The sequence below is a fragment of the Sulfolobus islandicus Y.N.15.51 genome (assembly GCF_000022485.1).
Classification (GTDB): Archaea; Thermoproteota; Thermoprotei_A; order Sulfolobales; family Sulfolobaceae; genus Saccharolobus; species Saccharolobus islandicus.
The window spans coordinates 1,743,395-1,766,517 of sequence record NC_012623.1 but is presented as its reverse complement, the minus strand read 5'-3'; the positions used below and the strand labels follow the sequence as shown (position 1 = coordinate 1,766,517).

Genomic DNA, 23,123 nt, shown 5'->3' with positions numbered 1-23,123 from the left:
TTTAAAAAAAAAAAAAAAAAAGTTATTCATCGGAAGCTACTCCCTTTTCCCTAAGAACTTTCCACACTTTCCACGGCCATATTGGCATATCTATATGCTTGACTCCTAAATGCCATAATGCATCTACTACAGCATTTACAAAAGCTGCGGGAGATCCTACAGTTGCGGATTCGCCAACCCCTTTTGCACCTAAGGGATGATGAGGTGATGGAGTTACCGTTTTATCTAGCTCCCATTTAGGAGTCTCGACTGCAGTAGGTATTAAATATTCAGCAAAGCTCCCTCCGAAGATATTTCCGTTTTCATCATAACGTATTTCCTCCATAAATGACGTCCCGAAGCCCATGGTTAGAGCCCCCATTATTTGACCGTCAACTATTACGGGATTTATTATATTTCCGCAATCATCTACGGCCACAAATCTTCTTATTTTAATTTGTCCAGTACCTTTATCTATATTAACAACACAAATATAAGCACCGAATGGAAAGGTCATGTTTGGAGGATTATAATATGTTACAGCCTCTAGTCCAGCCTCAATATTAGGTGGAGGATTAGTATATGCAGCTAATGCGACTTCTTGAATTGTCTTATACTTATCTGGATATCCCTTAACATAGAACTTCCCCTTCTCAAATACTATATCCTCTTCCCTAGCCTCAAGTAGATGAGCGGCTATCTTCTTAGCCTTATCCAGAATCTTTCTTGCAGAAACCGCTGCTGCAGCACCTGCAGTAGGTGTACTACGACTGGCGTATGTCCCTAAACCATAGGGACATGTATCAGTATCTCCTTCCTCTATTATTATATCCTCAACCGGTATACCCAATATTTCAGAAATTATCTGCGCATAAGTAGTCTCATGGCCTTGTCCTTGAGCCCTAGTTCCAAACCTCGCAATAACCTTACCAGTAGGATGAATTCTTATCTCAGCACTTTCGAACATCTTTATCCCTACAATATCAAATAAGTCAGCAGGTCCTGCTCCTACAATCTCTACGAAGGTGCTAATTCCTATTCCCATAAGCTCTCCTCTCTTCCTCTTTTCCTCCTGCTCCTTTCTTAATTCATAATATCCTATCTTTTCCATAGCCTTTTTCAACGCAGCTGGATAGTTACCACTATCATAAGTCCAACCTAAAGCCGATTTATATGGGAACTTCTCCGGTGGTATGAAGTTCTTTAGCCTTAACTCTGCAGGATCCATTCCCAATTCATGAGCTAAAATATCAACTAATCTCTCTATAGTATACGCTGCTTCAGTTACCCTAAATGAGCATCTATACGCTATACCACCAGCGGGTTTATTAGTATAAGCACCTGTAACCTCAACGTAAGCTGCCTTTATATCGTAAGCTCCAGTGCAAATACTGAATAAGCCAGCAGGGAATTTACTTGGATTAGCGTCACCATAAAACGCTCCATGATCACTGATAACCTTAATTCTAAGCCCCAATATCGTTCCATCCTTTTTAGCAGCTAACTCACCGTGAATGTGAAAGTCCCTAGCAAACGCTGTACTCTTCATATCCTCAGACCTAGTATTGATCCACTTAACTGGTCTTCCTAACTTTATTGCAGCGTATGCTGCTACAACATATCCTGGGTAAACGTAAACTTTCCCTCCAAATCCTCCGCCTATATCAGGAGAAATTATCCTTATCTTATTTTCTGGAATTTTAGCAACTAAAGAGAACACTGTTCTAACTACATGAGGTGCTTGAGTAGTCATCCATAAGGTAAGTTTTCCAGAAACTGGGTCATAATGAGCTATACAGCCCACTGGTTCCATATAAGTTACATGTAATCTCTGATAGTAGAAATCTTGGCTTACCACTATATCAGCTTCTTTAAAAATTTTCTCAGTTAATTCTTTATTTCCAGCTTCCCATCTGAATACTAAGTTAGAATTTTTATCCGGCCTAACTATTGGTGAATTAGGCTCTAAAGCCTTCTTAGGGTCAATTACCGGTTCTAAAGGTTCATAATCGATCTCTATTTGATTTACCGCATCCCACGCCGCATATTTATCCTCTGCTATCACAGCTACTACTTCTTGTCCTTGAAAGACAACTTTTTCCGTTGGTAAAACCATCATTTTATCTCCCATTAATGTTGGTATCCACGCTAGTCCTGCTTTTTCCAGCTCTTCTCCCGTAATTATATCAATTACTCCAGGTATGGATTTGGCCTTTTCCACGTTTATCCTCTTTATCCTAGCGTGAGCATAAGGACTCCTCACGAATGCTAAGTAAACCATGTTAGGTAATTTTATGTCATCTACATACGTCCCCTTACCTACTAAAAATCTCATGTCTTCTTTACGCCTTATCTTATGCCCCATCCCGTGAACTCCTACGGGAGGTAATGTCTCCTCTACGGCCATTTAACTCATCCCCCTCATTTTCTCCGCTGCGTACTTAATTGCCTCTACGATATTCTGATAACCTGTGCACCTACATAAATTACCAGAAATCCCCCATCTAATCTCCTCTTCAGTAGGATTAGGATTCCTCTTAAGTAATTGATAAGCTGCCATTATCATTCCTGGAGTACAATAGCCGCATTGCAGTCCGTGCTTAACCCAGAACCCTTCTTGAATCGGATGTAATTTCCCATCCTTAGCTAATCCCTCTATGGTAATTATTTCCTTACCGTTAGCTTGGACGGCAAACATTGTGCACGATTTTACAGCTTTGCCATCTAAAATCACAGTACATGCACCACAATTAGTAGTATCGCACCCTATATGTGTTCCAGTTAGCCCAGCTATATCCCTAATGAAATGAACTAAAAGTAGTCTTGGTTCTATATCAGCTTCATAAGGTTTATCATTAATGACTATTTTAACGTGAACTTTCTGAACCATATTAAACACCACCTAAAGCCCTTTTTATCGCTTGTTTAATTGCCCTAATAGTAACTACTCCAGCCATGGCTTTCTTATAATCAGCCGGAGGTCCAAAGGGTTCCTCAACTGGCTTTATAACATCAGTCACTATTTTCCCTACTTCCTTAATTAAATTATCATTTATCTTATTGCCCACTAACGACTCCTCAGCCTTAGTCACTTTAACAGGGTTATTACTTGCACCTCCAATTCCAATTCCAGCCTCCCTAACAGTACCATCATAGTCTAACGATAAGTTAACTGCTGTGGAAATGATAGCGAAATCTCCTACTCTCCTCTCAAGCTTAATATAATGTCCCCCATTTCTGGGCTTAGGTATGGGGATTCTTATTTCCGTTAATATTTCGTCTTGTCTTAATGCAGTTTGAAATGGACCTAAAAAGAAGTCTGTCGCCTTAATAACCCTACTTCCAGATAAGCTAGTTGCTACGAACTCTGCATTATAGGCTAACATCACAGCAGGTAAATTATTGCCAGGATGATTATAACAAACGTTCCCTCCAACAGTTCCCCAATTCCTAACTATTGGATCAGCTAAGTGTTTTACGGATTCGTAAAGTAAAGGATACTTCGACTTTATCAAATCTGAGTACTCTAAATCAGAATATCTAGTTAATGCACCAAGTCTCAAATATCCTTCGGATTCGTTAATATAAGATAAATTCGGTATATTATTTATATCTATAATATATTTTGGCGAAATTATTCTTAACTTCATTGAAATAATTAAACTCTGACCTCCCGCTAGAATCTTGGCCTCATCCCCATATTTTGACAGAAGTTCCAATGCTTCTTTAAGACTGGTGGGAGCGAAATATTCAAAAGGAGCTGGATACACTAAACTCACTAATTCTACTTTAGATTTCAGCTATAAAAAATCTAATTATATCTAATCATGCATATTTCATTATTTAAAATATATTTGAGGATTAGAATCAAATTTTTCTTTACAGTATTTACTACAGAAATAATATACTCTATTATCAAAAGTGGAGTAATAAGGAGACGATTTCAATACCCTCATTCCACATACTGGATCTATCTCCTCCTCAGTAACCTCCTTAGCTTTAGCCTCTCTAGAAACCTTAATTATCTCAGCAATAATGCTTAATGCTATTTCTTCTGGAGAAACTGCGTTTATATTTATACCCGCTGGAACCTTAATCTTAGAAATTAAGTCATCTGAGTATCCCTTATTACGTAAATAAGATAGTATATCATCACCCCTTTTCTTACTAGCTACAATCCCTATATATCTGACATCACTAGGCAGCATAGCTTCAGCGAATTCATGATCCCTCTCTCCCATTGTGGCTATAATAACGAATGTATTCTTATTTATTTTTATTTTCTCAATTTCCTTAGGTTCACTGACTTTCATTACATTAAAACCTATATTCTCCCCTATTCTCTTAATATAATAAGTTATAGGATTATTCCCAATTACTATTAACTTTCTCTTAGGAAGTATGGGCTCTATGTATAAATATATGGAACCTCCATGGCAGGTCTTCAGGTATAAAAACTTAGTTAATCCCTCCTCTATAGCTTCTAAAGAATGCTTTATTATCTCATCCTTAGTACAGAAACCACCTATCCATCCTTCAAATGATCCATCACTTCTTATAACTAGCTTATTGCCTGCTTTCAAAGCACTAGGTCCTTCAGTTTTTACGATCTCGACTATAGCAAAACTTTCTTCATTTTCAATTAATTCCTTAACTCTATTTACAAACTCTAAATCATGAAAAAGATAACTTACTCTCTCAACTCCCATTGTAATTAATTATGTTATACTAGTATTTAAACTTAATTATAGTGAATTTTATAAAATAGTATAAAACTTATTTTATATAAAAAGTATTATACTCAAACTTTTTAATTCGATCTAGTTTCCATTTAGTCACCATAGACTCTAATCTTAATAGTGAATTTAACACATACATAAATTCTTATTTGATATAATAAAATTTAATGAAAAATACTGAGAAATATTTACAGTTATCTCAGTTATATACTATTGATATTTCTTTTTTCTCAATAATTAATAAAAGTAAATTTCCATAAAATCGCAAAATTAATTTAGCTAGTCATTATCTATAGTAAAGAGAGGAGAGGCATCGGCAATAGTTATTGCAACTGGAGAGAAGACGTATTTCGGGAAAACTACGGAATTAGTTCAGACCGCAAGAGCACAATCACACCTAGAAAAACTTATTTTAAATATAGTTAAGTACCTCATGTTATTTGATGTATCTTTAGTCATTACACTTTTCATTTATTCTCTTCTGCTTAAAGTAAGTTTATCTGAGATCTTACCCTTTTCTCTCATTGTGTTAATAGCATCAGTTCCATTAGCCTTACCTGCAACGTTTACGATAGCTATGGCATTAGGAAGTTTAGAGCTTTCGAAGAAGGGGATATTAGTAACTAGGCTAACTGCAGCTGAAGATATTGCATCTATGGACGTGTTAAATCTGGATAAAACTGGAACTATAACCGAGAACAGAATGAGAGTGGGGGATCCGATTCCCTTTAATGGGTTTACTAAGGAGGATGTTGTAAAATTCGCCTATATGGCTTCAGATGAGGCAAGTCATGATCCCATAGATACTGCAGTAATTATGTGCTTAAGGGAAAATAACATAGCCCCAGAGAAATATGAGAGAATAGAATTTAAACCATTTGATCCTTCAACTAAAAGAACCGAAGCCATAGTAAACATTAACGGAAAAATAATAAGGGTAGTTAAAGGAGCTCCACAGGTAATTGCCCAAATGTCAGAAATTCTAGACATTCAGAAATATCATAGCATTTTAGAGAAGTTATCTAAGAAGGGATATAGGACCATATCAGTCGCCATAGGAGATAAAGAAGGAAAATTAAAACTCGTGGGCATACTTCCGCTTTACGATAGGCCAAGAAAGGATAGTAGAGAATTCATTAATGAAATAAAGAAGTTAAACGTTAAGCCGAAAATGGTTACTGGAGATAACGTATTAATAGCAGGGGAGATAGCTAGGCAAGTAGATATAGGAAATGTAATATGCGATATCAACACTATAAAGCAGTTGGAGGAAAAGGATAGGATTAAGAAGATAGAGGAATGTGATGTTTTTGCAGAGGTTTTCCCTGAGGATAAATACTTTATAGTTAAAACCCTACAAGATGGAGGTCATTATGTGGGAATGACAGGAGATGGTGTAAATGACGCCCCTGCTTTAAAGCAAGCAGAAGTAGGCATAGCGGTGGCTAATGCGACTGATGTAGCTAAAGCCTCAGCTAGTATAGTTTTGACTCATGAAGGACTAACGGATATAGTAGAGGCTATTAAAACTGGGAGAAGGATTTATCAGAGAATATTAACATATACTTTAAATAAGATAATTAAAACTTTGCAAGTTGTAATATTCTTAACTTTGTCATTTTTCATAGTTAGATTTTTCGTAACCACACCTTTTGATGTGATATTATTACTGTTTCTTAATGATTTTGTTACAATGTCCATTGCAACTGATAATGTAAGATACTCCATGAAACCAGAGAGATTAGATGCAGGAAAAATCGTTAAAGCCTCTCTTATATTGGCGTTTTTAGTAATTATTGAGTCATTTTTCACGCTATGGTTAGGGCTGAATCCTTTCTCACGTTAATAGAAATCTTTTTATATTTATTTATTATCAACCAATTTTGTGGAGAGACTACTGAGACCTAAGGAGGCTTGCCAACTACTCAGCATCTCATACTCAACACTCCTACGGTGGATTAGAGAAGGAAAAATAAGGGTAGTAACAACTGAAGGAGGGAAGTATAGGATACCTTACAGCGAGATAAAGAAGTACTTAGAAAGGAGGGAAGAGACGAGGGCTGTAATTTACGCTAGGGTCTCCTCTACCGATCAAAAAGAGGACTTGGAAAGACAAATAAACTACCTAACAAATTACGCAACGGCAAAAGGTTACAAGGTAGTTGAAGTACTGAAAGATATAGCTAGCGGGTTAAACACACAAAGAAAAGGATTGCTTAAATTATTCAAACTTGTTGAGGGGAGGAGTGTCGACATCGTATTAATAACACACAAAGACAGACTTACAAGGTTCTGTTTCGAGTACATTGAAGAGTTCTTCTCAACCATGGGAGTTAAGATTGAAGTAGTTTTCGGTGAGGAGCCCAAAGATGACGCACAAGAGCTAGTTGAGGACTTAATCTACATCATTACCTCATTCGCTGGGAAAATTTACGGAATGAGGAGTCACAAGAAAACACTCCTAGTTCAAGGTGTAAAAAAGTTGATAGGTGAGTTAAGTGGAGAGGACAGTGAAGTTAAGGGTTAAGGTTGACTATTCTACATACTCAGCACTTAAGGAGGTCGAGAAGGAGTACAGAGAGGTTCTAGAGGAGGCAATAAATTATGGGCTGTCAAACAAAACTACCTCCTTCACCAGGATTAAAGCTGGAGTTTACAAGACTGAGAGGGAGAAACATAAGGACTTACCCTCCCATTATATTTACACAGCTTGTGAGGACGCAAGCGAGAGGTTGGATAGCTTTAAGAAGTTGAAGAAGAGAGGTAGGAGTTACACTGAGAAACCGTCTGTGAGGAGAGTTACTATTCACCTCGACGATCATCTGTGGAAGTTCAGCCTCGACACGATTTCAATTTCCACAAAGAGGAGTAGGGTTTTCATTTCACCAACCTTCCCTAAGATCTTCTGGAGATATTATAATAAGGGTTGGTTGATTGCGAGTGAGGCCAGGTTTAGGCTGATGAAGGGGAATGTTGTAGAGTTCTACGTCATTTTTAAGAGGGATGAGCCTAAACCTTATGAGCCTAAAGCGTTTATTCCCGTCGACCTTAACGAGAATTCGGTCTCGGTGCTCATCAACAGTAAACCCTTATTGCTTGAGACTAACACTAAGAGGATTACTCTGGGCTATGAGTATAGGAGGAAGGCAATAACTACTGGTAAGTCAACTAAGGATAGGGAAGTGAGGAGGAAGTTAAAGAGGCTGAGGGAGAGGGATAAGAAAGTAGACATTAGGAGGAAATTAGCCAAGCTGATCGTTAAAGAGGCTTTTGAAAGTAGGAGTGTCATAGTTTTAGAGGACTTGCCAAGGAGAATTCCAGAGCATATGATAAAGGACGTGAAAGACTCTCAGCTTAGGTTGAGGATTTATAGATCTGCATTTTCCTCAATGAAGAATGCTATTATTGAGAAGGCTAGGGAGTTTGGAGTCCCCGTAGTCTTAGTTAACCCATCTTATACTTCCACTGTTTGCCCAATTCATGGGGCGAAGATCGTTTACCAACTCGATGGGGGCCATGCCCCAAGGGTTGGTGTTTGTGAGAAGGGGAAGGAAAAGTGGCATAGGGATGTAGTTGCACTGTACAACTTAGCGAGGAGAGCTGGAGATGTGAGCCCCGTGCTGTTCGGTAGACCCAAAATCACCTCCTTAAAAATAAATCTATAGTGTAAATAAGTGTTTCAATTATATTAAATGTAAAATTCTCTGGATTGAATAAATCAGGAAATAAAAGAATTAATAATAATCTAAACTCCTCTCTCCCCACCTCCCCCTTGAATATGGTATATAAGGAGTAGAGTACAAGGGCCAGCACGAAGATCAACGTGCGGAAAACAAACTTGGTGGAACTGGTGAATGGAAGAAAAGCCTTAATGTTCCTATAAGAGGTCTCTATGGGACCCCTTACCTTATTATACAAATCCAACACTTCCCTCTTGGATAGGTCTAGGTTAGTAGCCCTAGCAAAATAAACAAGACTCTTTCTCCTCACTTTTTCCTTGCTGTACACGAGAAGCCTGAACTTGACCTGCTCATCCCTCCTATGCCTCTTACTATTAGTTGTGTAATCCCCGTCAAACTCCTCATAAACCTTAACGTCCCCAACAGGCACAGCAACTATATACTTAAACTGTGAAATGAAATTGAGCACATCAACAGTGTAGAAACCAGCGTCAAGAGTTATCAACCTTATCTTGAACCCCATCGCGACGACTTGCTCCACGAGGGCCTTCACGATCTCTTCCTTAGTCATCCCCTTGACTTGAGTGACGAAGGCCAGTAGGAGCACTTTCCCATTAAACTTTGTCGTCGCAGTTGCGTAGTTCCAAGAGTTTCCCTCCTCCGAACTCCCGAGCCCTCCCACCGGTCTCCCGTACCAGGTCTTGGTTGTCCAGTCTATTGAGACGTCTATCTCCCTTACTCCCTTCAGTACCTTCAAGGATATCTTCCTGGCGCTTTCCAAGAGTTTCTCAATAACTTCCACCCCTTGCTCCTCCACGTAATTCCTCACGGTCTGTGGGGACACGCCATACGCCCTCGACTTGCTTTCCACCGAATCGTTCCATAGACACGCTGAGATGAGGGTTCTCGCCACCTCTTCCCCTTTCTTTCCCTTGAAGTTCAGCATGGAAAGTAATTTATATCCTATTTGTTGAATGTTATTTTGGTGAGGGAGACCGGGTGTTACCATCTCACTTACTCACGTGGTAATACTCAATCTCCCTCACCTTAAACCCTTTCTTCAATTGAATTCTTTATACTCTTATAAATTTCTTTATCTTTTATAAGTTCGATATTATCCTATCAGAAATATTTTTTCTAATATGATTTTGGGTCTACCGTGTTGGGCTCGAAGGAGTCCCATGACCCACCTACAGTAAGTGGGTGGTTGAGGGCTAAGTCCCTACACTCGATCATGAATGATCATAAAATGATTGAAATGAAAGTGTAGGGACAAACGGTTAAGGGTGCGAAAAGCCTCGCCCTTCACGGTAGACCCAAAGTCACTTTACAAAAATAATTCTGATTAAGTAGTATCGAATTTATAGAGAATAATGGAATTGTATTATTTGATTAAAGTATTCATGAAAATTATACTCATATAGTATTGGGCTTAATGGGTTTATCCTTAGCAACTTATTAATGAATCATAACGTGTAAGAAATTTTTGGAAATACTAAACATTAAGCTTATAATAATCATTAGTCCAACGGCTTATATTTAATAAACCCCTTCTCACACTATTTACTTGTGAATTGCGGTGAATGTTAAGGTAAGGTCAAAAATCACTCTCAGCTTAATTATTATTGCAGTTCTCCTTTCGATAGTTTTAGCAATCTCTAACGTGCCAATGGCTCAAACTACACCTCAAATTCCAGCATATAATGTTGTAGGAAGCGCGGATTTGTCAAATCCAGGGAGTGCTAACTATTGGAACCAAATACCATGGATTAACATTTCATTAACTGCAAATATACCAATGGCTCCCACATCTGGATTAACTCACTATTTATTAGTTAAAGCTGCTTGGAATGGAACTTGGATATTTATTTTAGAGAAGTGGTATGCTCCAGAGCCCGCTTTTAATGCGTGGTCTGCATCTCTTGCCGGTGTATATCCGTATGCTTCAGGTCCAGGAGTTAATGATATAATAGAATTAACACCTGGAACAACATATACTTTAGAGTCTAATTATACCAATTATGTCTCAACTATTAATGGAAAAGAAGAAACTGGAAGGCTTGTGTTTAATTTTTCTGGAATACTTTTGCCAGCTCCTAATAACACGCAGATCTCTGTACTACAAAATGGGACGATACTATACTATGGTTCTCTTAGAGGTATAGAGGATTTGTTATATAATGATGGTATGTTTTATGGATATTACACTAATTCATCATGGTATTATCCCGATAGAACGGCGATAATGTGGTACGTAGCAAATAACGTCCCAACAAAAGACGATATGAATTTAGGTGGAGAGCAACCTGGAGAGGTTTTTGATGGATTTACATTCAAATACGCTGGAGGATCTTTAGCTCAACAAGGTGGAGCCGCAAATATATGGATGTGGTTATCTGGCGCTACATGGAACAACGCTACTTATGATCCGGCATTTAAGGCTAACATATGGGAGAATTTAACATTTCTTAATAGTACTAATATTCCTTATACTGATCCAGGGAATCATGGATTTGCGGTGCCATTATATACTAATAATACAAACCTATATGAAGTTGATACTGGCGGAATTTGGTATACTCCAGTTAGATCATCTGGACTTAATGGTTCTCTATTCTTCATCTGGACTGGTGCTAAATATCAAGATGGTTACTGGTATGTAGAGTTTGCAAGACCGTTAGCAGTTCCGCCAGATTATGAACCTTTCATGCCTAATATAACTACAGGTAAAGTATACTATGTGGCATTTGCAGTGTGGCAAGGAAGATTAGGAGAAACATTATTCGACAAGTCTATTACGTCAAACTTCTTAACATTAGAATTAGTTACTACCGCACCTACTACTACTTCACTACCACCCGTGACAAACACAACAACGTCATCGCTGGTTACAAGTACGTTAACCTCAGTCTCAACTGCTACTATCTACGTCACGGTAATAGGAGTAGTAATAGCATTAGTAGCATTAGCAGTACTCTACGCGGTGTTTAGAAGATGAGTTTTTTAAATGAATTGAAAAGTAATTTTAAGATTTTTTTAATCTTATTAGGTATATCCTCTTTTTTGCAGTTCATCCTTAAACAAGCTTTTATCTTCCCTTCAATCTTACCCCTTAATATACCAAACGAAGGTATTTTAGAGATTATTGGGAACATAGCCTTTTATCTGTATTTTATAATGTTAATAGTAATCTCGGCAATTATATCAACTAAGTATAGAGCATTAATACCAATAACGATCGTTTTGCTTATTTCTCCATTTTTTAACCTAATTCCACACTATAATATATCCAGCTTCTGGTACTCTCTAGAGATAGCCTTATTCATTTTGGGAATAGTTAGCATGGTTGAGGGATTAATTAAATCGCCTTTACAGAATATATTGTTAACCCCTACTATGATCCTAGTTGCCATTGGATTGTATGCTTCAGTATCACTTAACGTATTTCAGCATGCCTTATTTTTAAGTTACCTTACTGCCTATTTCAATTCCTTATTAAGCTTTATAACGTATAGTATCATACAAGGTAAGATTAAGTCTATGAGGAATTACATTGCAATAGTAATTGGGGTTTTATCCTTAATTCCATTCATATTCATGGAGAACGTAATAAGTAGTAATAGATATATGGAGATACTTATGAATATGATATTGCCCGCAACTCTTGGAATAAACTTGTATAATCCTTATCGTATAACTTTATTAATACTAGCCTTAGGCTTGACAGCCATGGGTATTTTAATCTCTATAATAAAGGGGAATTTGAGTGCAGGAATAGGTTACTTTATTGTAATAAGTACGGTATTTTTGGGAATTGACGGATATACTTTATTGCTATATATGATCTCTCCAATTATAGGATTTTGTCTGATGAATTTTGAAGACACTAAAAGGAAAAAGTATATAATTGAGATTATTAGTCTAACGAGAAAAGGTTAAAAGTAATCCCTACTTTTTTTGATTATAAAAATGTACTGAAGTTAAAGAATAGAATTTACTAGAAAATAGTCACATTATGCAATTCTCATAATTGTTCTCACTTGGTCATCCTATTTGTTAGATAAATGTATAATTATTCGACGAGTGTTAACATTACAATTTTTTATTTATATGAGAGTGACGAGACGTTATCCAAATTGATCAAAAGTGAAACATTATTATAAATATAACATTCTTATCTTATATAATTACACACTAAATTTGTCAATATCTTATCGTGTCGAAATCATGAAACTGCATGTTAGTCCAGGAAGTTCTTATTTTCATTTTCATATTGGCGATTTCAAGTCTTATATCAAATACTTATGAAAGCGTTTTATTGATCGCTTCAAATTTTCATCAAAGTTTGAGGGTTAAACTTTTAATCTAACGTTTGATTCTGAATTTAAGAAAATGGTGAGTTTAACATTTAAAGGACGAATTCTATAAAATACCTAGAAAAGAACAAACTTTCCCCTTAGTTTAAACGTCAGTGAAGTCCGACTCCAGATTTAACACTGAGTAGATAAATACAAAGTAAAAGTGATTTTTGTTAAAGCGTTCCACAATTCATTAATGACTTTCCATAGATATTTTTATTATGGAAAATCTAAGCATTGCCCTACTAGTAGAAGTTGCTACTCATTTTCCTTGAAACTACTTTTCTAGCTTTTAATGAATACATATAAGTGTTTAGTTAGTATGTTAATTTATGAAAGTCGTCGTATTTGCCTCAAGTAGAGAAGCGGAAATGGAGGAACCAGTATTTTGCGATAGGGATACCGTAAGGGTTGACGCCAGTAGGTGTACTGGGAAGGGAATTAACGTCGCTCCATATATAACAAGATATTTAAAGGATTTGGGTTTTCACGTTTTAGTGGTTGACCCATTTGCTGAGGAAAGTTATTATGAGGCTGATGAGGTGATAAAAGGTACTACTTTCCAAATTCCAGATGATGTTGTAAAGGACAATTACGTAATAGTTGCAACTAGGCACGTTTACGATACTTGGGCTATCATGAAGTCAATTTATGGTGGAGCTAAGGAGATTGCTGTAATTATGAGCTTAAAGAGAGCTGAGGTAATATTGAAGAGGCTTGTCCAAGCCGGAATTGATAAAGTGAAATTAAAGAAATTGAGAATTCCAGCCGGTTTAGATATTGGTGCTAAGAGCGAGAAAGAGATCGCTCTATCGATTGTCGCTGAAGTCTTAGCTGTGACAAGAGGTAGTATGGGATTACCTCTTAGAGAAGTTAAGGGGTTTGAAAAGCTTTTGGAGAAATTATGAGACATTAAATTGTATTGGAAGAAGAGTAACTTTAATTCTAGATAATTCTTCCTCTACGACAGTATAAGGAAATGTTTATTTGAATGTATCATTATCTTTATCTTTTAGTGTATGAAGGAAGAGATCAACAAAGAAGAGGAGCTGAATAAGGGGAGTAAAAAGTTATCATTTAAGGACATATTCTTCATCTCCTTTGGTGGACAAGCACCCTTTATCTCCTTACTAACCTTCGGTACTGTCATGATAGGAAAAGTAGGAACACAAGCGCCATTTGCCATGTTGGTCGCAACTCTCGTAGTCCTATTTAACGGTCTAGTCATTTACTCTTTATCAAGTAGATTTAAGAGGGGTGGGGGATATTATACATACGCATTTTACTCCTTAACCTCTAGGTTAGGGTTGAATACGGGTTGGAACTATTTACTTTACGGGTTGGCTTATGGTGGGACATTACTCACAGGTGGAGCTTACGTACTGTACACTATTATTTCAACGTACGTACCCTCTACAATACTGCCTTCAATATTTTACGATCAGTGGTTTTACGCATTAATTGTAGGAATAATTGCAACGTCAATAGTACTTGCTGGAATACAAGTGTCAGCTAAGTACGCTATTGGAGCGTCAATAGCAGAAATCTTAATAATTTCCCTACTTTCCCTACTATTTCTTTACGATTCTAGATGGAATTTTTACAATCCGATACCGAGTTCATTAACACCCACCTTAATATCAGCTGCAGTATTTGGATTGGGAATACCAACAGGTTACGGCTCAATAGCTCCCTTAGGTGGAGAAACCAATCCTAAAACCATAGGTAGAGCTGCAATTTCAGTGTTATTATTTGGTGGAGGTTTAGCAACGTTTTTCTTTTACTCCTTGGCAGCCATGAACTTCACTGGAAACTTAATAGACTACTTACTGTTTAGATTTGGCTTAATAGGTACATTCATAATAGCTCTCATCGCGTTAAGCGATGGAACGTTAGGAGGAATGACGTATATTTTAGCTGATTCCCGAACATTGAAGGCAATGGCTGAGGATAGGATAACGCCAAGTGGTCTCTCTAAGGTGAAATACTCTGAGCTACTTGTGGGATTAGTCTTCATAACTGCGTTAACTGCAATGAGCTACACCTTTGGATTATACAACACTTTCACAATACTTGGAGCGTTAGCTGGTTTAAACAACTTGTTTGTTCACATCTCGGCCAATTCCTCACTAATTAGGATTGCATCAAAGAGAGCATTGAAGCATCTTCATGAAATATTTATCGGGATTTTTGCATCACTGGTCAGTATATCAGTCTTTCTATACTCTTTGCCAACGTTTAACAAGTACATTGTGTATCTGTTCTTTGGTTGGATAATTTTAGGTTTCATTTACGCTGAGGCGTTGGAAATAAGTAGACAATCAAGCGAGGAAGAGGGTTCTAAGGGTTAAATTCATTACATTCAAGCTTATCCTTTAAAGAAGATGCTAGCTTAATTATGTCGAATTCCTCTAAGGTCTTTACATATCGCAATCCGTTATCATTACATATGAACTTTCTCACTCTCCCTACTTTACTTGGCAGTTTTTCGTCAATAATCTTATCCAAATTATATGCACTGAAGAAACCCCAATAACCACCGAATAAGAAGTACTTATCATTAACTCCTATCTCCTTAAGATCGATCATCTTATCAAGTGCTGACAATATTGTACCAACTCCGTTATTATATTCCCTATAGTTTCTATAAATCCCCATAAGTTTGGCGAGTATATAGGAAGGAGCATTGATAAAAATCTTATATGGTGTTGAGTGTTTAGAATAAACTATGTTCATATCACTCCAGTTATATCCCAAACCCCTAATAACGTCCAATTTGTTTTTAAACCTCCTAGCGTAATATTTTAAACCTTTAGCATATCTCCTCTCCCTATCTAACTCATTACGTAACTCAGCGTGAGTAAGTGCAGGGATAAAATAATCGAAGCCAACTCTAGAAACAATCTCCCAATCCTCAGCCCTGTTTAAATTTCTCCAACTCCCTTTCTCCAATATGGTCTCTCTCTTAACAACGAACCCGTTAACTAAGTTTACTAAAGTTCTCTTATCTCTCGGAGCCCATTCTAGGATTTTATGAAAACTCTCGTTGTACCTCATATCCGAGTCAAAGTAAGTTGTAATACTGTTCTCTGGACAATGTTTTAAAGAATAGTCTCTACCCTTACCCCTAGTTGATTTCAGCCTATATAGTATTAAATTATAATCCTTTTTCAACCCTTGTAACCTCTCCCATGTACCATCTGTGGAATAATTATCAGTAATCACTATGATGGAATCACTTCTCCAAACGCTCTTTACACTCTCCTCCAATGTTGAGACATTGTTGAAAACCGTTGCGTAAATGCAATAATTCACACTCTACATCTTTCTTGATGTTATAATAAGATTTTCCATTATCGAACCATGGAATAATCATTAAGTATTGTGTAAAGACAATTAAATAATTTCACAATCGAAAGTCTCACCATTAGGGACAAGGAGAGTAAGCTAATAGACATCTAGATTACCATGAGGTCGTTATATTTAAAGTAAGGTTGAATCAGAGAGATAGATGTAAAGACCAAAGGAGAATTGAAGTATTTCATGATAACGCTTAAAACTTCACTATTATAGTATTCTATATATGGAGGGTCTAATTAAGAAGGCTGAAGAGTACGATATTGACATTAACGACCTCATAATTGACGCCATTTCAAGGAAAGATCCTAAGGGGGCAATTAACTTAAGAATAGAATTGGCGAAGAAGTACATTGCGGAAGCGGAGGACTATTTGAAGAAAGGTGACGCTGTACAAGCTTCAGAGAAAGCTTATAAAACTGCTGAAGAGATCGTTAAGGCCTTAGCGGAGAAGTTCAATATTCCAGAATATCAGCAAGCATCGAAAGAAGGAAGGTGGTATACTTATTGGTTAGCTTCCGCAGTTAATAGATTAACTAAGGATTTAGGTTGGGTTTTAAATGGTTGGAATTCTGCTTATATTCTTCACGTATGGACTGAATCCTTTCTCACGTTAATAGAAATCTTTTTATATTTATTTATTATCAACCAATTTTGTGGAGAGACTACTGAGACCTAAGGAGGCTTGCCAACTACTCAGCATCTCATACTCAACACTCCTACGGTGGATTAGAGAAGGAAAAATAAGGGTAGTAACAACTGAAGGAGGGAAGTATAGGATACCTTACAGCGAGATAAAGAAGTACTTAGAAAGGAGGGAAGAGACGAGGGCTGTAATTTACGCTAGGGTCTCCTCTACCGATCAAAAAGAGGACTTGGAAAGACAAATAAACTACCTAACAAATTACGCAACGGCAAAAGGTTACAAGGTAGTTGAAGTACTGAAAGATATTGCAAGCGGGTTAAACACACAAAGAAAAGGATTGCTTAAATTATTCAAACTTGTTGAGGGAAGGAGTGTCGACATCGTATTAATAACACACAAAGACAGACTTACAAGGTTCGGCTTCGAGTACATTGAAGAGTTCTTCTCAACCATGGGAGTTAAGATTGAAGTAGTTTTCGGTGAGGAGCCCAAAGATGACGCACAAGAGCTAGTTGAGGACTTAATCTACATCATTACCTCATTCGCTGGGAAAATTTACGGAATGAAGAGTCACAAGAAAACACTCCTAGTTCAAGGTGTAAAAAAGTTAATAGGTGAGTTAAGTGGAGAGGACAGTGAAGTTAAGGGTTAAGGTTGACTATTCTACATACTCAGCACTTAAGGAGGTCGAGAAGGAGTACAGAGAGGTTCTAGAGGACGCAATAAATTATGGGCTGTCAAACAAAACTACCTCCTTCACCAGGATTAAAGCTGGAGTTTACAAGACTGAGAGGGAGAAACATAAGGACTTACCCTCCCATTATATTTACACAGCTTGTGAGGACGCAAGCGAGAGGTTGGATAGCTTTGAGAAGTTGAAGAAGAGAGGTAGGAGTTACACTGAGAAACCGTCAGTGAGGAGAGTTACTATTCACCTGGATGATCACTTATGGAAGTTCAGCCTCGACACGATTTCAATTTCCACAAAGAGGAGTAGGGTTTTCATTTCACCAACCTTCCCTAAGATCTTCTGGAGATATTATAATAAGGGTTGGTTGATTGCGAGTGAGGCCAGGTTTAGGCTGATGAAGGGAAATGTTGTAGAGTTCTACGTCATTTTTAAGAGAGATGTTAAACCTTATGAACCTAAGGGTTTCATCCCAGTTGATCTAAATGAGAATTCAGTCTCTGTATTAGTTGATGGAAAACCGATGCTTTTAGAGACTAACACTAGGAGGATTACTCTGGGCTATGAGTATAGGAGGAAGTTGACAATCACTGGTAAGTCAACTAAGGATAGGGAAGTGAGGAGGAAGTTAAAGAGGCTGAGGGAGAGGGATAAGAAAGTAGACATTAGGAGGAAATTAGCTAAGCTGATCGTTAAAGAGGCTTTTGAAAGTAGGAGTGTCATAGTTTTAGAGGACTTGCCAAGGAGAACTCCGGAGCATATGATAAAGGATATTAAGGATAAACAACTTAGGTTGAGGATTTATAGATCTGCATTTTCCTCAATGAAGAATGCTATTATTGAGAAGGCTAGGGAGTTTGGTGTCCCCGTGGTCTTAGTTAATCCATCTTATACTTCCACTGTTTGCCCAGTTCATGGGGCGAAGATCGTTTACCAACTCGATGGGGGCGATGCCCCAAGGGTTGGTGTTTGTGAGAAGGGGAAGGAAAAGTGGCATAGGGATGTAGTTGCACTGTACAACTTAGCGAAGAGGGCTGGAGATGTGAGCCCCGTGCCGTTGGGCTCAAATGAGTCCCATGACCCACCTATAAGGTGGTTGAGGGCTAAGTCCCTACACTCGATCATGAATGAACATAAAATGATTGAAATGAAAGTGTAGGGACAAACGGTTTTCATGAAGTAAAGCTTTCAACTTCAGATATTACTGAGTACTTAAGAAAAGTTAAGGAAATGTTAGATAATGTAATAAAGATATTGGAGAAATAGCATTCTATTAAAAATTCAAATTATCAAGCAATGTAATTAATTTAAAATATTAAGCATTATAAGAAAATTTAACTTATAAATAAGATTACTTTCTAGGAAGGATGTCTTGGTTAGGGGTGTTAGTGCTGCTAGGTTTCCTGTTGAGGGTAGTGGGATCAAGATTAGGGAAGGTAAGGATTCAGCAACGACTTTGAGGGGTGCTGTGATAGAGGTCTTCTTCCTTAACCTCTATCGTAATCTTGAGTACTCTTAACGAGGATTAGGACAAGGGTACTAGTTAATTAACAAGGCTTGCTTACTAGTTTTAGTTGTGAGTATAACAAATTTTATTGCAAAACTGTACAATTCTTTGTATTATATTTGTTAATACATATTATATAATCTTTTCTAGTTGAATATAATGAATAATTATATGGAAAGAAATATTATAGTCAAGATAATTTTTCAATTTTACTCAAGTTGGACAGCGTCATGTGAAATGTCATTAACGCTAATAGGCATCTTGTTAGCATTGGAAAGCTCTAAATTATTATCAGCTGTATATAATTATCTTCTCGACGTTTTAAGATTTTACCTTTAATCTCTAGCATCTCAGTCTTTTCCGGAAAAATAAAAAGTAATATCCATAAGTACTTTCATTTCAACAAATTAAGTTGGTCAATGATGAGCTTTATGATTGCAAACTCATTCATCATAATTATATACTAGAAGAAGGGTGGTTACTCATTTCGAAAGGACAGACTGTCACACCTTATCGAAACTTTTTCCTTCTGTAATCAAAAGATAATACTCTCTTTAAGATATTATCTTCCTAATATCTAGCTACAAAAGCTAAAACCTACACTTTCGGTGTTCTCTCTAAAGACTTAATTTACCAAGGGAGAGATATATCACATGGGAAGAACACAGCCATCATACACCATGGCAGTTAATAGAGAGTTAGAAAAGCTTGAAAGAATTATAGAGCGCTTACATTCTCCCACATTATCCCTTTTACTAGAAAGAGTTAAGGAAAAAGTAAGGTATACTCAAAGTGCATCCTATGACGAACTCATTGATCCCTATAACCTCGTTTACTTTACGCTAATTTGGGCTTTGGCGGAGGAATGCGAGAAATGGAGGAGTACGTACTTGACGCTTATCCGGTCAAAGGAGGAGTGAAGCTATTCCTAAGCAATTTCAAGGAGAAAATTATCAGAACAACGTTCCCAGTTTATGCCATAACAGATAACCCCGATGTAGTACTACAACACCCAGAAGTGAAATATTACGAAGAGGAAAAATGGAAAACGTTGAATGGAAAAGAGGCTAAAGTTTACCGCTTTGAGGTTGAATCCTTTGACGCTTATTATTACATGAGGAAAAGGCTAAACGTCGTGAACGAAACACCAACAGTACTATCACAAACGCTATACCGCCTAGGGATAAAGCCCTTTAGGAGACTAAACTCTTCCGATGACGAATTCCCAAAGGTAACCATTGCGAAAGTTGTACCTTTAGATTGGTATGGCGAATCGTTAAAAGGGAAAGTGTTTGAAGTTAAAATAAATAACGAGGTTAGGAGATTTTACGAAAAACCCGAAGTTGAGGCTGATATCACTGAATGTTTAGGAGAAGCGTGTAATTACGTGAAGTCAAACGTTAAGATTAGGATTGAGAAGAAGAGATCTCCAGTTTCAGCTAAGGGTTTAATAGAGTGGTCCCTAATCTCACTTACCCCACTTCACGAGATAGCCTACGCAACGATTGGTAAAGTTTTAACTACAAATGAGGCTTGGGTTGCGTTTAAGAGGAGAATAATCATACCTAAAATTGTTCCAAGAGTTGAGAAGTTGAGAAGGTTAGAGAATATAATGATGGCGGATAAGGGAGGATTAATACTCTTCCCACAGCCCGGATGTTACGATAACGTTTATCAAGTTGACTTCTCTTCAATGTACCCCTCCTTGATTGTAAAATACAACATTTCAGCTGAAACCGTTGACGCTTGTGATGATATAAAAACGGAACTGCATTCAATTTGCTTAAGGGAAAAGGGAATTATACCAGAAGCCTTAGAGTGGTTGATAAAGAGAAAATCAGAGCTGAAGAGAATTGACAAGGAGAGGGCTGAGGCAATAAAGTGGATTTTAGTTGCCTCTTTTGGCTATCTAGGTTATAGGAATTCCTTGTTTGGGAAGATTGAGGCTTACGAAATGGTCACATATTTAGCTAGGAAAACGTTAAGGAGGACAATGGAGATTGCCGAGGAGATGGGGTTGAAGGTTTTACACAGTATAATAGATTCACTAGTTGTTAAGGGGGATAACATTGATAAATTCATTGAGAGGGTCGAGAAAGAAACGGGGCTAAGACTGGATCACAAACGTTACAATTGGATTATCTTTACTACTACCAAAAATGACACACCATATCCTACAAGATATATTGCAAACATGAATGGTGAAATAATCGCTAAGGGTTTAATAAGGGAGAACATGCCAAACATTGTTAAGTCGTTTTTGAAAGACGTATTAAGGGGGCTTTCATTAACTAGGACTTGTTCTGATGTTAAAAAGGTTAGGATTAGGGATTTGTATGAGAAGTATAGAAAGAGGACCATAAACGGTGAGCCAATAGATTACGTTATATGGATTAAGGGCGTTCCTTACGTGAGGGGAATTAAAGGTTTCTATGACGCTAGACTAGGTTATATGGGAAGAGATGTGAATTACTACATCAATTACCTGAGGAGGGTTTATGACGACGTGGAAGAGGTGATCTCTAGATGTTAACTACTGGCTTTCCCTTTCTAGACGAGATAATAAAGAGGGACGATATTGTGGAGTTCTTCTCAACTGATTACGATTTGTTGAGAATTTTCTATCATAGGGTTATAGCCATTTCAGCCCCAGTTTACGTTGTAGTAGTTTCCGAAAGGGGTGGATTAGATCCTTACCTAATTGGGCGTTTTCAAAACGTTTTCGATAATCACGCTGAAGTATATATAAGGAGGGCTTTCAAGGCTGAAGATGTGCCAATTACTATAGATTCAATGGGAGATAACGACTTAATAGTTATTGATCCTTATCATCATAGAAAGAATTACACTAAGATCGTCTCGTCATTGAGGAAAGTTAGGAGTAGGAAGTTCTTGTTCAGTTTTATGGATAGGGAAAGAGAGGGTTCGATTTTCGGTTCACACACTTCTCACTCTATGATTAAGTTGGTGAAGAGTGCTAGGGGTTTTAAGTTCGTTATAGCAAAAAGCGTTACTAGTAGAGAGATTGAAATTCCTAGTTATTTGTTAGATTTATACAGTAAAGTAAGTGATGATGGAGGTTTGTTGAAATATATGGTTTAGTAGCTGATTTTTTCCTATCTAGTGTAAATGGACATATAGTGTTTACCCGTGGCGTAACTTTTCCTTACTTTTAATTACTTCTAATTCCGCCATGGGCACCTATATAGGTTTTATTAGTCGGGGAGAGTAATACTCTCCTCGGCTGGGGTATGGCCGACCCCTTAACTGAAGCTAAGTCTTCGGGCAAGAGCGTGACGCTCCCCTACCGTCGGACTGAACATTGTGATAAAATTCACGGATATAGGCATTACATGCCATGCCTCTAACAAGCCTATGTTTGCAACAGTAGGAGGTGTAACATAATCATAGCCGTTGATTTCATAAAAATACATAATAGAAATCATAAGATGTGTGAACAGTTCAGCAAGACCTCCTAATTTCTCATTCAATTGTAGAAAATTCTTAAACTTTTTATATCCTCTATTCATCTTTTATGATCGGTTTAGTAGACAACTTTATATTATACCAGCCCAGATTTTCAATTTCTTTCTTAATAAGGTCAAAATCTGCTCCTTCTTCTTCTACTGCGTCATGGAACTTCTTTAATGTCTTAATTAAATCTTTGGATTTATCTAGACCGCTAAGAAGGAATGGCAAATAACTAATCATTTCACTTAGGGACAACTTCGAAGTCCTTAAAACCAAATGTGAATATCTTAACGATTTTATTATATATATTGTATTTTCAAATATGGAAGGGTCCTTAATCACTAACTATGTCTTTAGTTTTAAAGTAAGTTTTACGTAATATTTTTCTAAAATTGAAAGTATAAAGTTCTGTCTGTTCTCATTTAGCTGTGTTATCCTAGTCTCGTAAGGGTCTCTATTAAAATTTAGCTCATCTTTAATCCCAGTCTGGGTTTTTTATTAGTTAAGAATACGTAAGGTTCGTAAATATCTAATTCATCTAAATTGGGTTTTATTGTGACGTATACCTTTAGTCCAAAGTATTCAGCCTCATATTCTTTATCAATATTGGCTTCAAACCTTTTCGTAGAGAATATTATAATTTGCAATGGAAACATGAATCGCCCAAACGTAAGGATAAACGGCTAACTTTATCAGTT

Annotated in this window: 22 protein-coding genes and 2 pseudogenes; 16 read left to right on the top strand and 8 right to left on the bottom strand. The window is 37.2% G+C overall.

Going from position 1 to position 23,123, the window contains the following annotated elements:
• Window positions 1-22 precede the first annotated feature (22 nt).
• Genes YN1551_RS09735 through YN1551_RS09720 form a run of 4 tightly spaced genes read right to left on the bottom strand, consistent with a single transcriptional unit; the run spans window position 23 to window position 4,688 of the window.
• Window positions 23-2,386 carry an aerobic carbon-monoxide dehydrogenase large subunit gene (locus YN1551_RS09735; RefSeq protein WP_012715912.1) on the bottom strand — a complete coding sequence of 788 codons (2,364 nt, stop codon included), beginning with the start codon at window positions 2,384-2,386 and terminating at the stop codon, window positions 23-25.
• Window positions 2,387-2,869 (bottom strand): (2Fe-2S)-binding protein, encoded by a 483-nt coding sequence (locus YN1551_RS09730; protein ID WP_012715913.1) that lies wholly within the window; start codon window positions 2,867-2,869, stop codon window positions 2,387-2,389.
• A 1-nt stretch (window position 2,870) separates the two neighbouring features.
• Entirely contained in the window at window positions 2,871-3,758 is an 888-nt protein-coding gene (locus YN1551_RS09725) for an FAD binding domain-containing protein (protein WP_012717666.1), read from the bottom strand.
• 60 nt (window positions 3,759-3,818) lie between these two features.
• The gene (locus YN1551_RS09720; RefSeq protein ID WP_012717665.1) at window positions 3,819-4,688 is read right to left on the bottom strand and encodes an XdhC family protein; all 870 of its coding nucleotides are present in this window, start codon (window positions 4,686-4,688) and stop codon (window positions 3,819-3,821) included.
• Between the two features lie 313 nt (window positions 4,689-5,001).
• On the opposite strand from YN1551_RS09720, the pseudogene YN1551_RS09715 reads away from it, so the two are divergent.
• The 3 genes and pseudogenes from YN1551_RS09715 to YN1551_RS09705 all read left to right on the top strand — a co-directional run.
• A pseudogene (locus YN1551_RS09715) lies at window positions 5,002-6,549 on the top strand (HAD-IC family P-type ATPase); the annotation flags it as partial.
• A gap of 54 nt (window positions 6,550-6,603) precedes the next feature.
• On the top strand, window positions 6,604-7,245 hold the full coding sequence (locus YN1551_RS09710) for an IS607 family transposase (protein ID WP_012717663.1): 642 nt from the start codon (window positions 6,604-6,606) through the stop codon (window positions 7,243-7,245).
• Complete coding sequence (locus YN1551_RS09705) at window positions 7,229-8,383, top strand: RNA-guided endonuclease InsQ/TnpB family protein (protein WP_012717662.1); 1,155 nt, start codon at window positions 7,229-7,231, stop codon at window positions 8,381-8,383. Before YN1551_RS09710 ends, YN1551_RS09705 begins: the two co-directional genes overlap by 17 nt.
• Here YN1551_RS09705 and YN1551_RS09700 read toward each other — a convergent pair.
• Window positions 8,358-9,407 (bottom strand): ISH3 family transposase, encoded by a 1,050-nt coding sequence (locus YN1551_RS09700; protein WP_012717661.1) that lies wholly within the window; start codon window positions 9,405-9,407, stop codon window positions 8,358-8,360. The two genes, YN1551_RS09705 and YN1551_RS09700, sit on opposite strands and share 26 nt — an antisense overlap.
• A gap of 570 nt (window positions 9,408-9,977) precedes the next feature.
• Here YN1551_RS09700 and cbsA point away from each other — a divergent pair.
• The 4 genes from cbsA (at window position 9,978) to YN1551_RS09680 (ending at window position 15,107) form a co-directional block, all read left to right on the top strand.
• On the top strand, window positions 9,978-11,396 hold the full coding sequence (gene cbsA, locus YN1551_RS09695; protein WP_012717660.1) for a cytochrome b558/566 subunit A: 1,419 nt from the start codon (window positions 9,978-9,980) through the stop codon (window positions 11,394-11,396).
• A complete protein-coding gene (gene cbsB, locus YN1551_RS09690; RefSeq protein WP_012717659.1) occupies window positions 11,393-12,337 on the top strand; it encodes a cytochrome b558/566 subunit B in 945 nt (314 codons plus the stop codon). Before cbsA ends, cbsB begins: the two co-directional genes overlap by 4 nt.
• 751 nt (window positions 12,338-13,088) lie before the next feature.
• Entirely contained in the window at window positions 13,089-13,664 is a 576-nt protein-coding gene (locus YN1551_RS09685; RefSeq protein WP_012715937.1) for an XdhC family protein, read from the top strand.
• A gap of 111 nt (window positions 13,665-13,775) precedes the next feature.
• Window positions 13,776-15,107, top strand: coding sequence for an APC family permease (locus YN1551_RS09680; protein ID WP_012717658.1), 1,332 nt, complete (start codon window positions 13,776-13,778; stop codon window positions 15,105-15,107).
• Here YN1551_RS09680 and YN1551_RS09675 read toward each other — a convergent pair.
• Window positions 15,097-16,071, bottom strand: a complete 975-nt coding sequence (locus YN1551_RS09675) for a glycosyltransferase family 2 protein (RefSeq protein WP_012713283.1) — start codon at window positions 16,069-16,071, stop codon at window positions 15,097-15,099. The genes YN1551_RS09680 and YN1551_RS09675 overlap by 11 nt on opposite strands.
• 268 nt (window positions 16,072-16,339) lie before the next feature.
• Between YN1551_RS09675 and YN1551_RS09670 the strand changes: the two genes are divergently transcribed.
• The 9 genes and pseudogenes from YN1551_RS09670 (at window position 16,340) to YN1551_RS09640 (ending at window position 22,056) form a co-directional block, all read left to right on the top strand.
• Window positions 16,340-16,792: a PaREP1 family protein gene (locus YN1551_RS09670; RefSeq protein ID WP_012717657.1), complete on the top strand. Its 453-nt coding sequence runs from the start codon at window positions 16,340-16,342 to the stop codon at window positions 16,790-16,792.
• Entirely contained in the window at window positions 16,770-17,411 is a 642-nt protein-coding gene (locus tag YN1551_RS09665) for an IS607 family transposase (protein WP_012717656.1), read from the top strand. Before YN1551_RS09670 ends, YN1551_RS09665 begins: the two co-directional genes overlap by 23 nt.
• Window positions 17,395-18,606: an RNA-guided endonuclease InsQ/TnpB family protein gene (locus YN1551_RS09660; RefSeq protein WP_012717655.1), complete on the top strand. Its 1,212-nt coding sequence runs from the start codon at window positions 17,395-17,397 to the stop codon at window positions 18,604-18,606. Before YN1551_RS09665 ends, YN1551_RS09660 begins: the two co-directional genes overlap by 17 nt.
• A gap of 8 nt (window positions 18,607-18,614) precedes the next feature.
• A pseudogene (locus YN1551_RS18155) lies at window positions 18,615-18,713 on the top strand (PaREP1 family protein); the annotation flags it as partial.
• Between the two features lie 106 nt (window positions 18,714-18,819).
• Window positions 18,820-18,966: a hypothetical protein gene (locus YN1551_RS09655; RefSeq protein ID WP_012715942.1), complete on the top strand. Its 147-nt coding sequence runs from the start codon at window positions 18,820-18,822 to the stop codon at window positions 18,964-18,966.
• 159 nt (window positions 18,967-19,125) lie between these two features.
• Window positions 19,126-19,293 (top strand): hypothetical protein, encoded by a 168-nt coding sequence (locus YN1551_RS15975; protein ID WP_238526085.1) that lies wholly within the window; start codon window positions 19,126-19,128, stop codon window positions 19,291-19,293.
• Between the two features lie 314 nt (window positions 19,294-19,607).
• Window positions 19,608-19,874 carry a hypothetical protein gene (locus YN1551_RS09650; RefSeq protein WP_012713288.1) on the top strand — a complete coding sequence of 89 codons (267 nt, stop codon included), beginning with the start codon at window positions 19,608-19,610 and terminating at the stop codon, window positions 19,872-19,874.
• Window positions 19,820-21,487, top strand: a complete 1,668-nt coding sequence (locus tag YN1551_RS09645) for a DNA polymerase domain-containing protein (protein WP_012717653.1) — start codon at window positions 19,820-19,822, stop codon at window positions 21,485-21,487. The genes YN1551_RS09650 and YN1551_RS09645 overlap by 55 nt, the downstream gene beginning before the upstream one ends.
• Window positions 21,481-22,056 (top strand): hypothetical protein, encoded by a 576-nt coding sequence (locus YN1551_RS09640; RefSeq protein WP_012713290.1) that lies wholly within the window; start codon window positions 21,481-21,483, stop codon window positions 22,054-22,056. The genes YN1551_RS09645 and YN1551_RS09640 overlap by 7 nt, the downstream gene beginning before the upstream one ends.
• Window positions 22,057-22,476: 420 nt before the next feature.
• Here the strand turns inward: YN1551_RS09640 and YN1551_RS09630 are convergent, their stop codons facing one another.
• Together YN1551_RS09630 and YN1551_RS09625 are read right to left on the bottom strand one after the other, a co-directional pair.
• Window positions 22,477-22,767, bottom strand: coding sequence for a hypothetical protein (locus YN1551_RS09630; protein ID WP_048052326.1), 291 nt, complete (start codon window positions 22,765-22,767; stop codon window positions 22,477-22,479).
• Between the two features lie 122 nt (window positions 22,768-22,889).
• Window positions 22,890-23,081 (bottom strand): hypothetical protein, encoded by a 192-nt coding sequence (locus YN1551_RS09625; RefSeq protein WP_048052325.1) that lies wholly within the window; start codon window positions 23,079-23,081, stop codon window positions 22,890-22,892.
• Window positions 23,082-23,123: the final 42 nt, after the last annotated feature.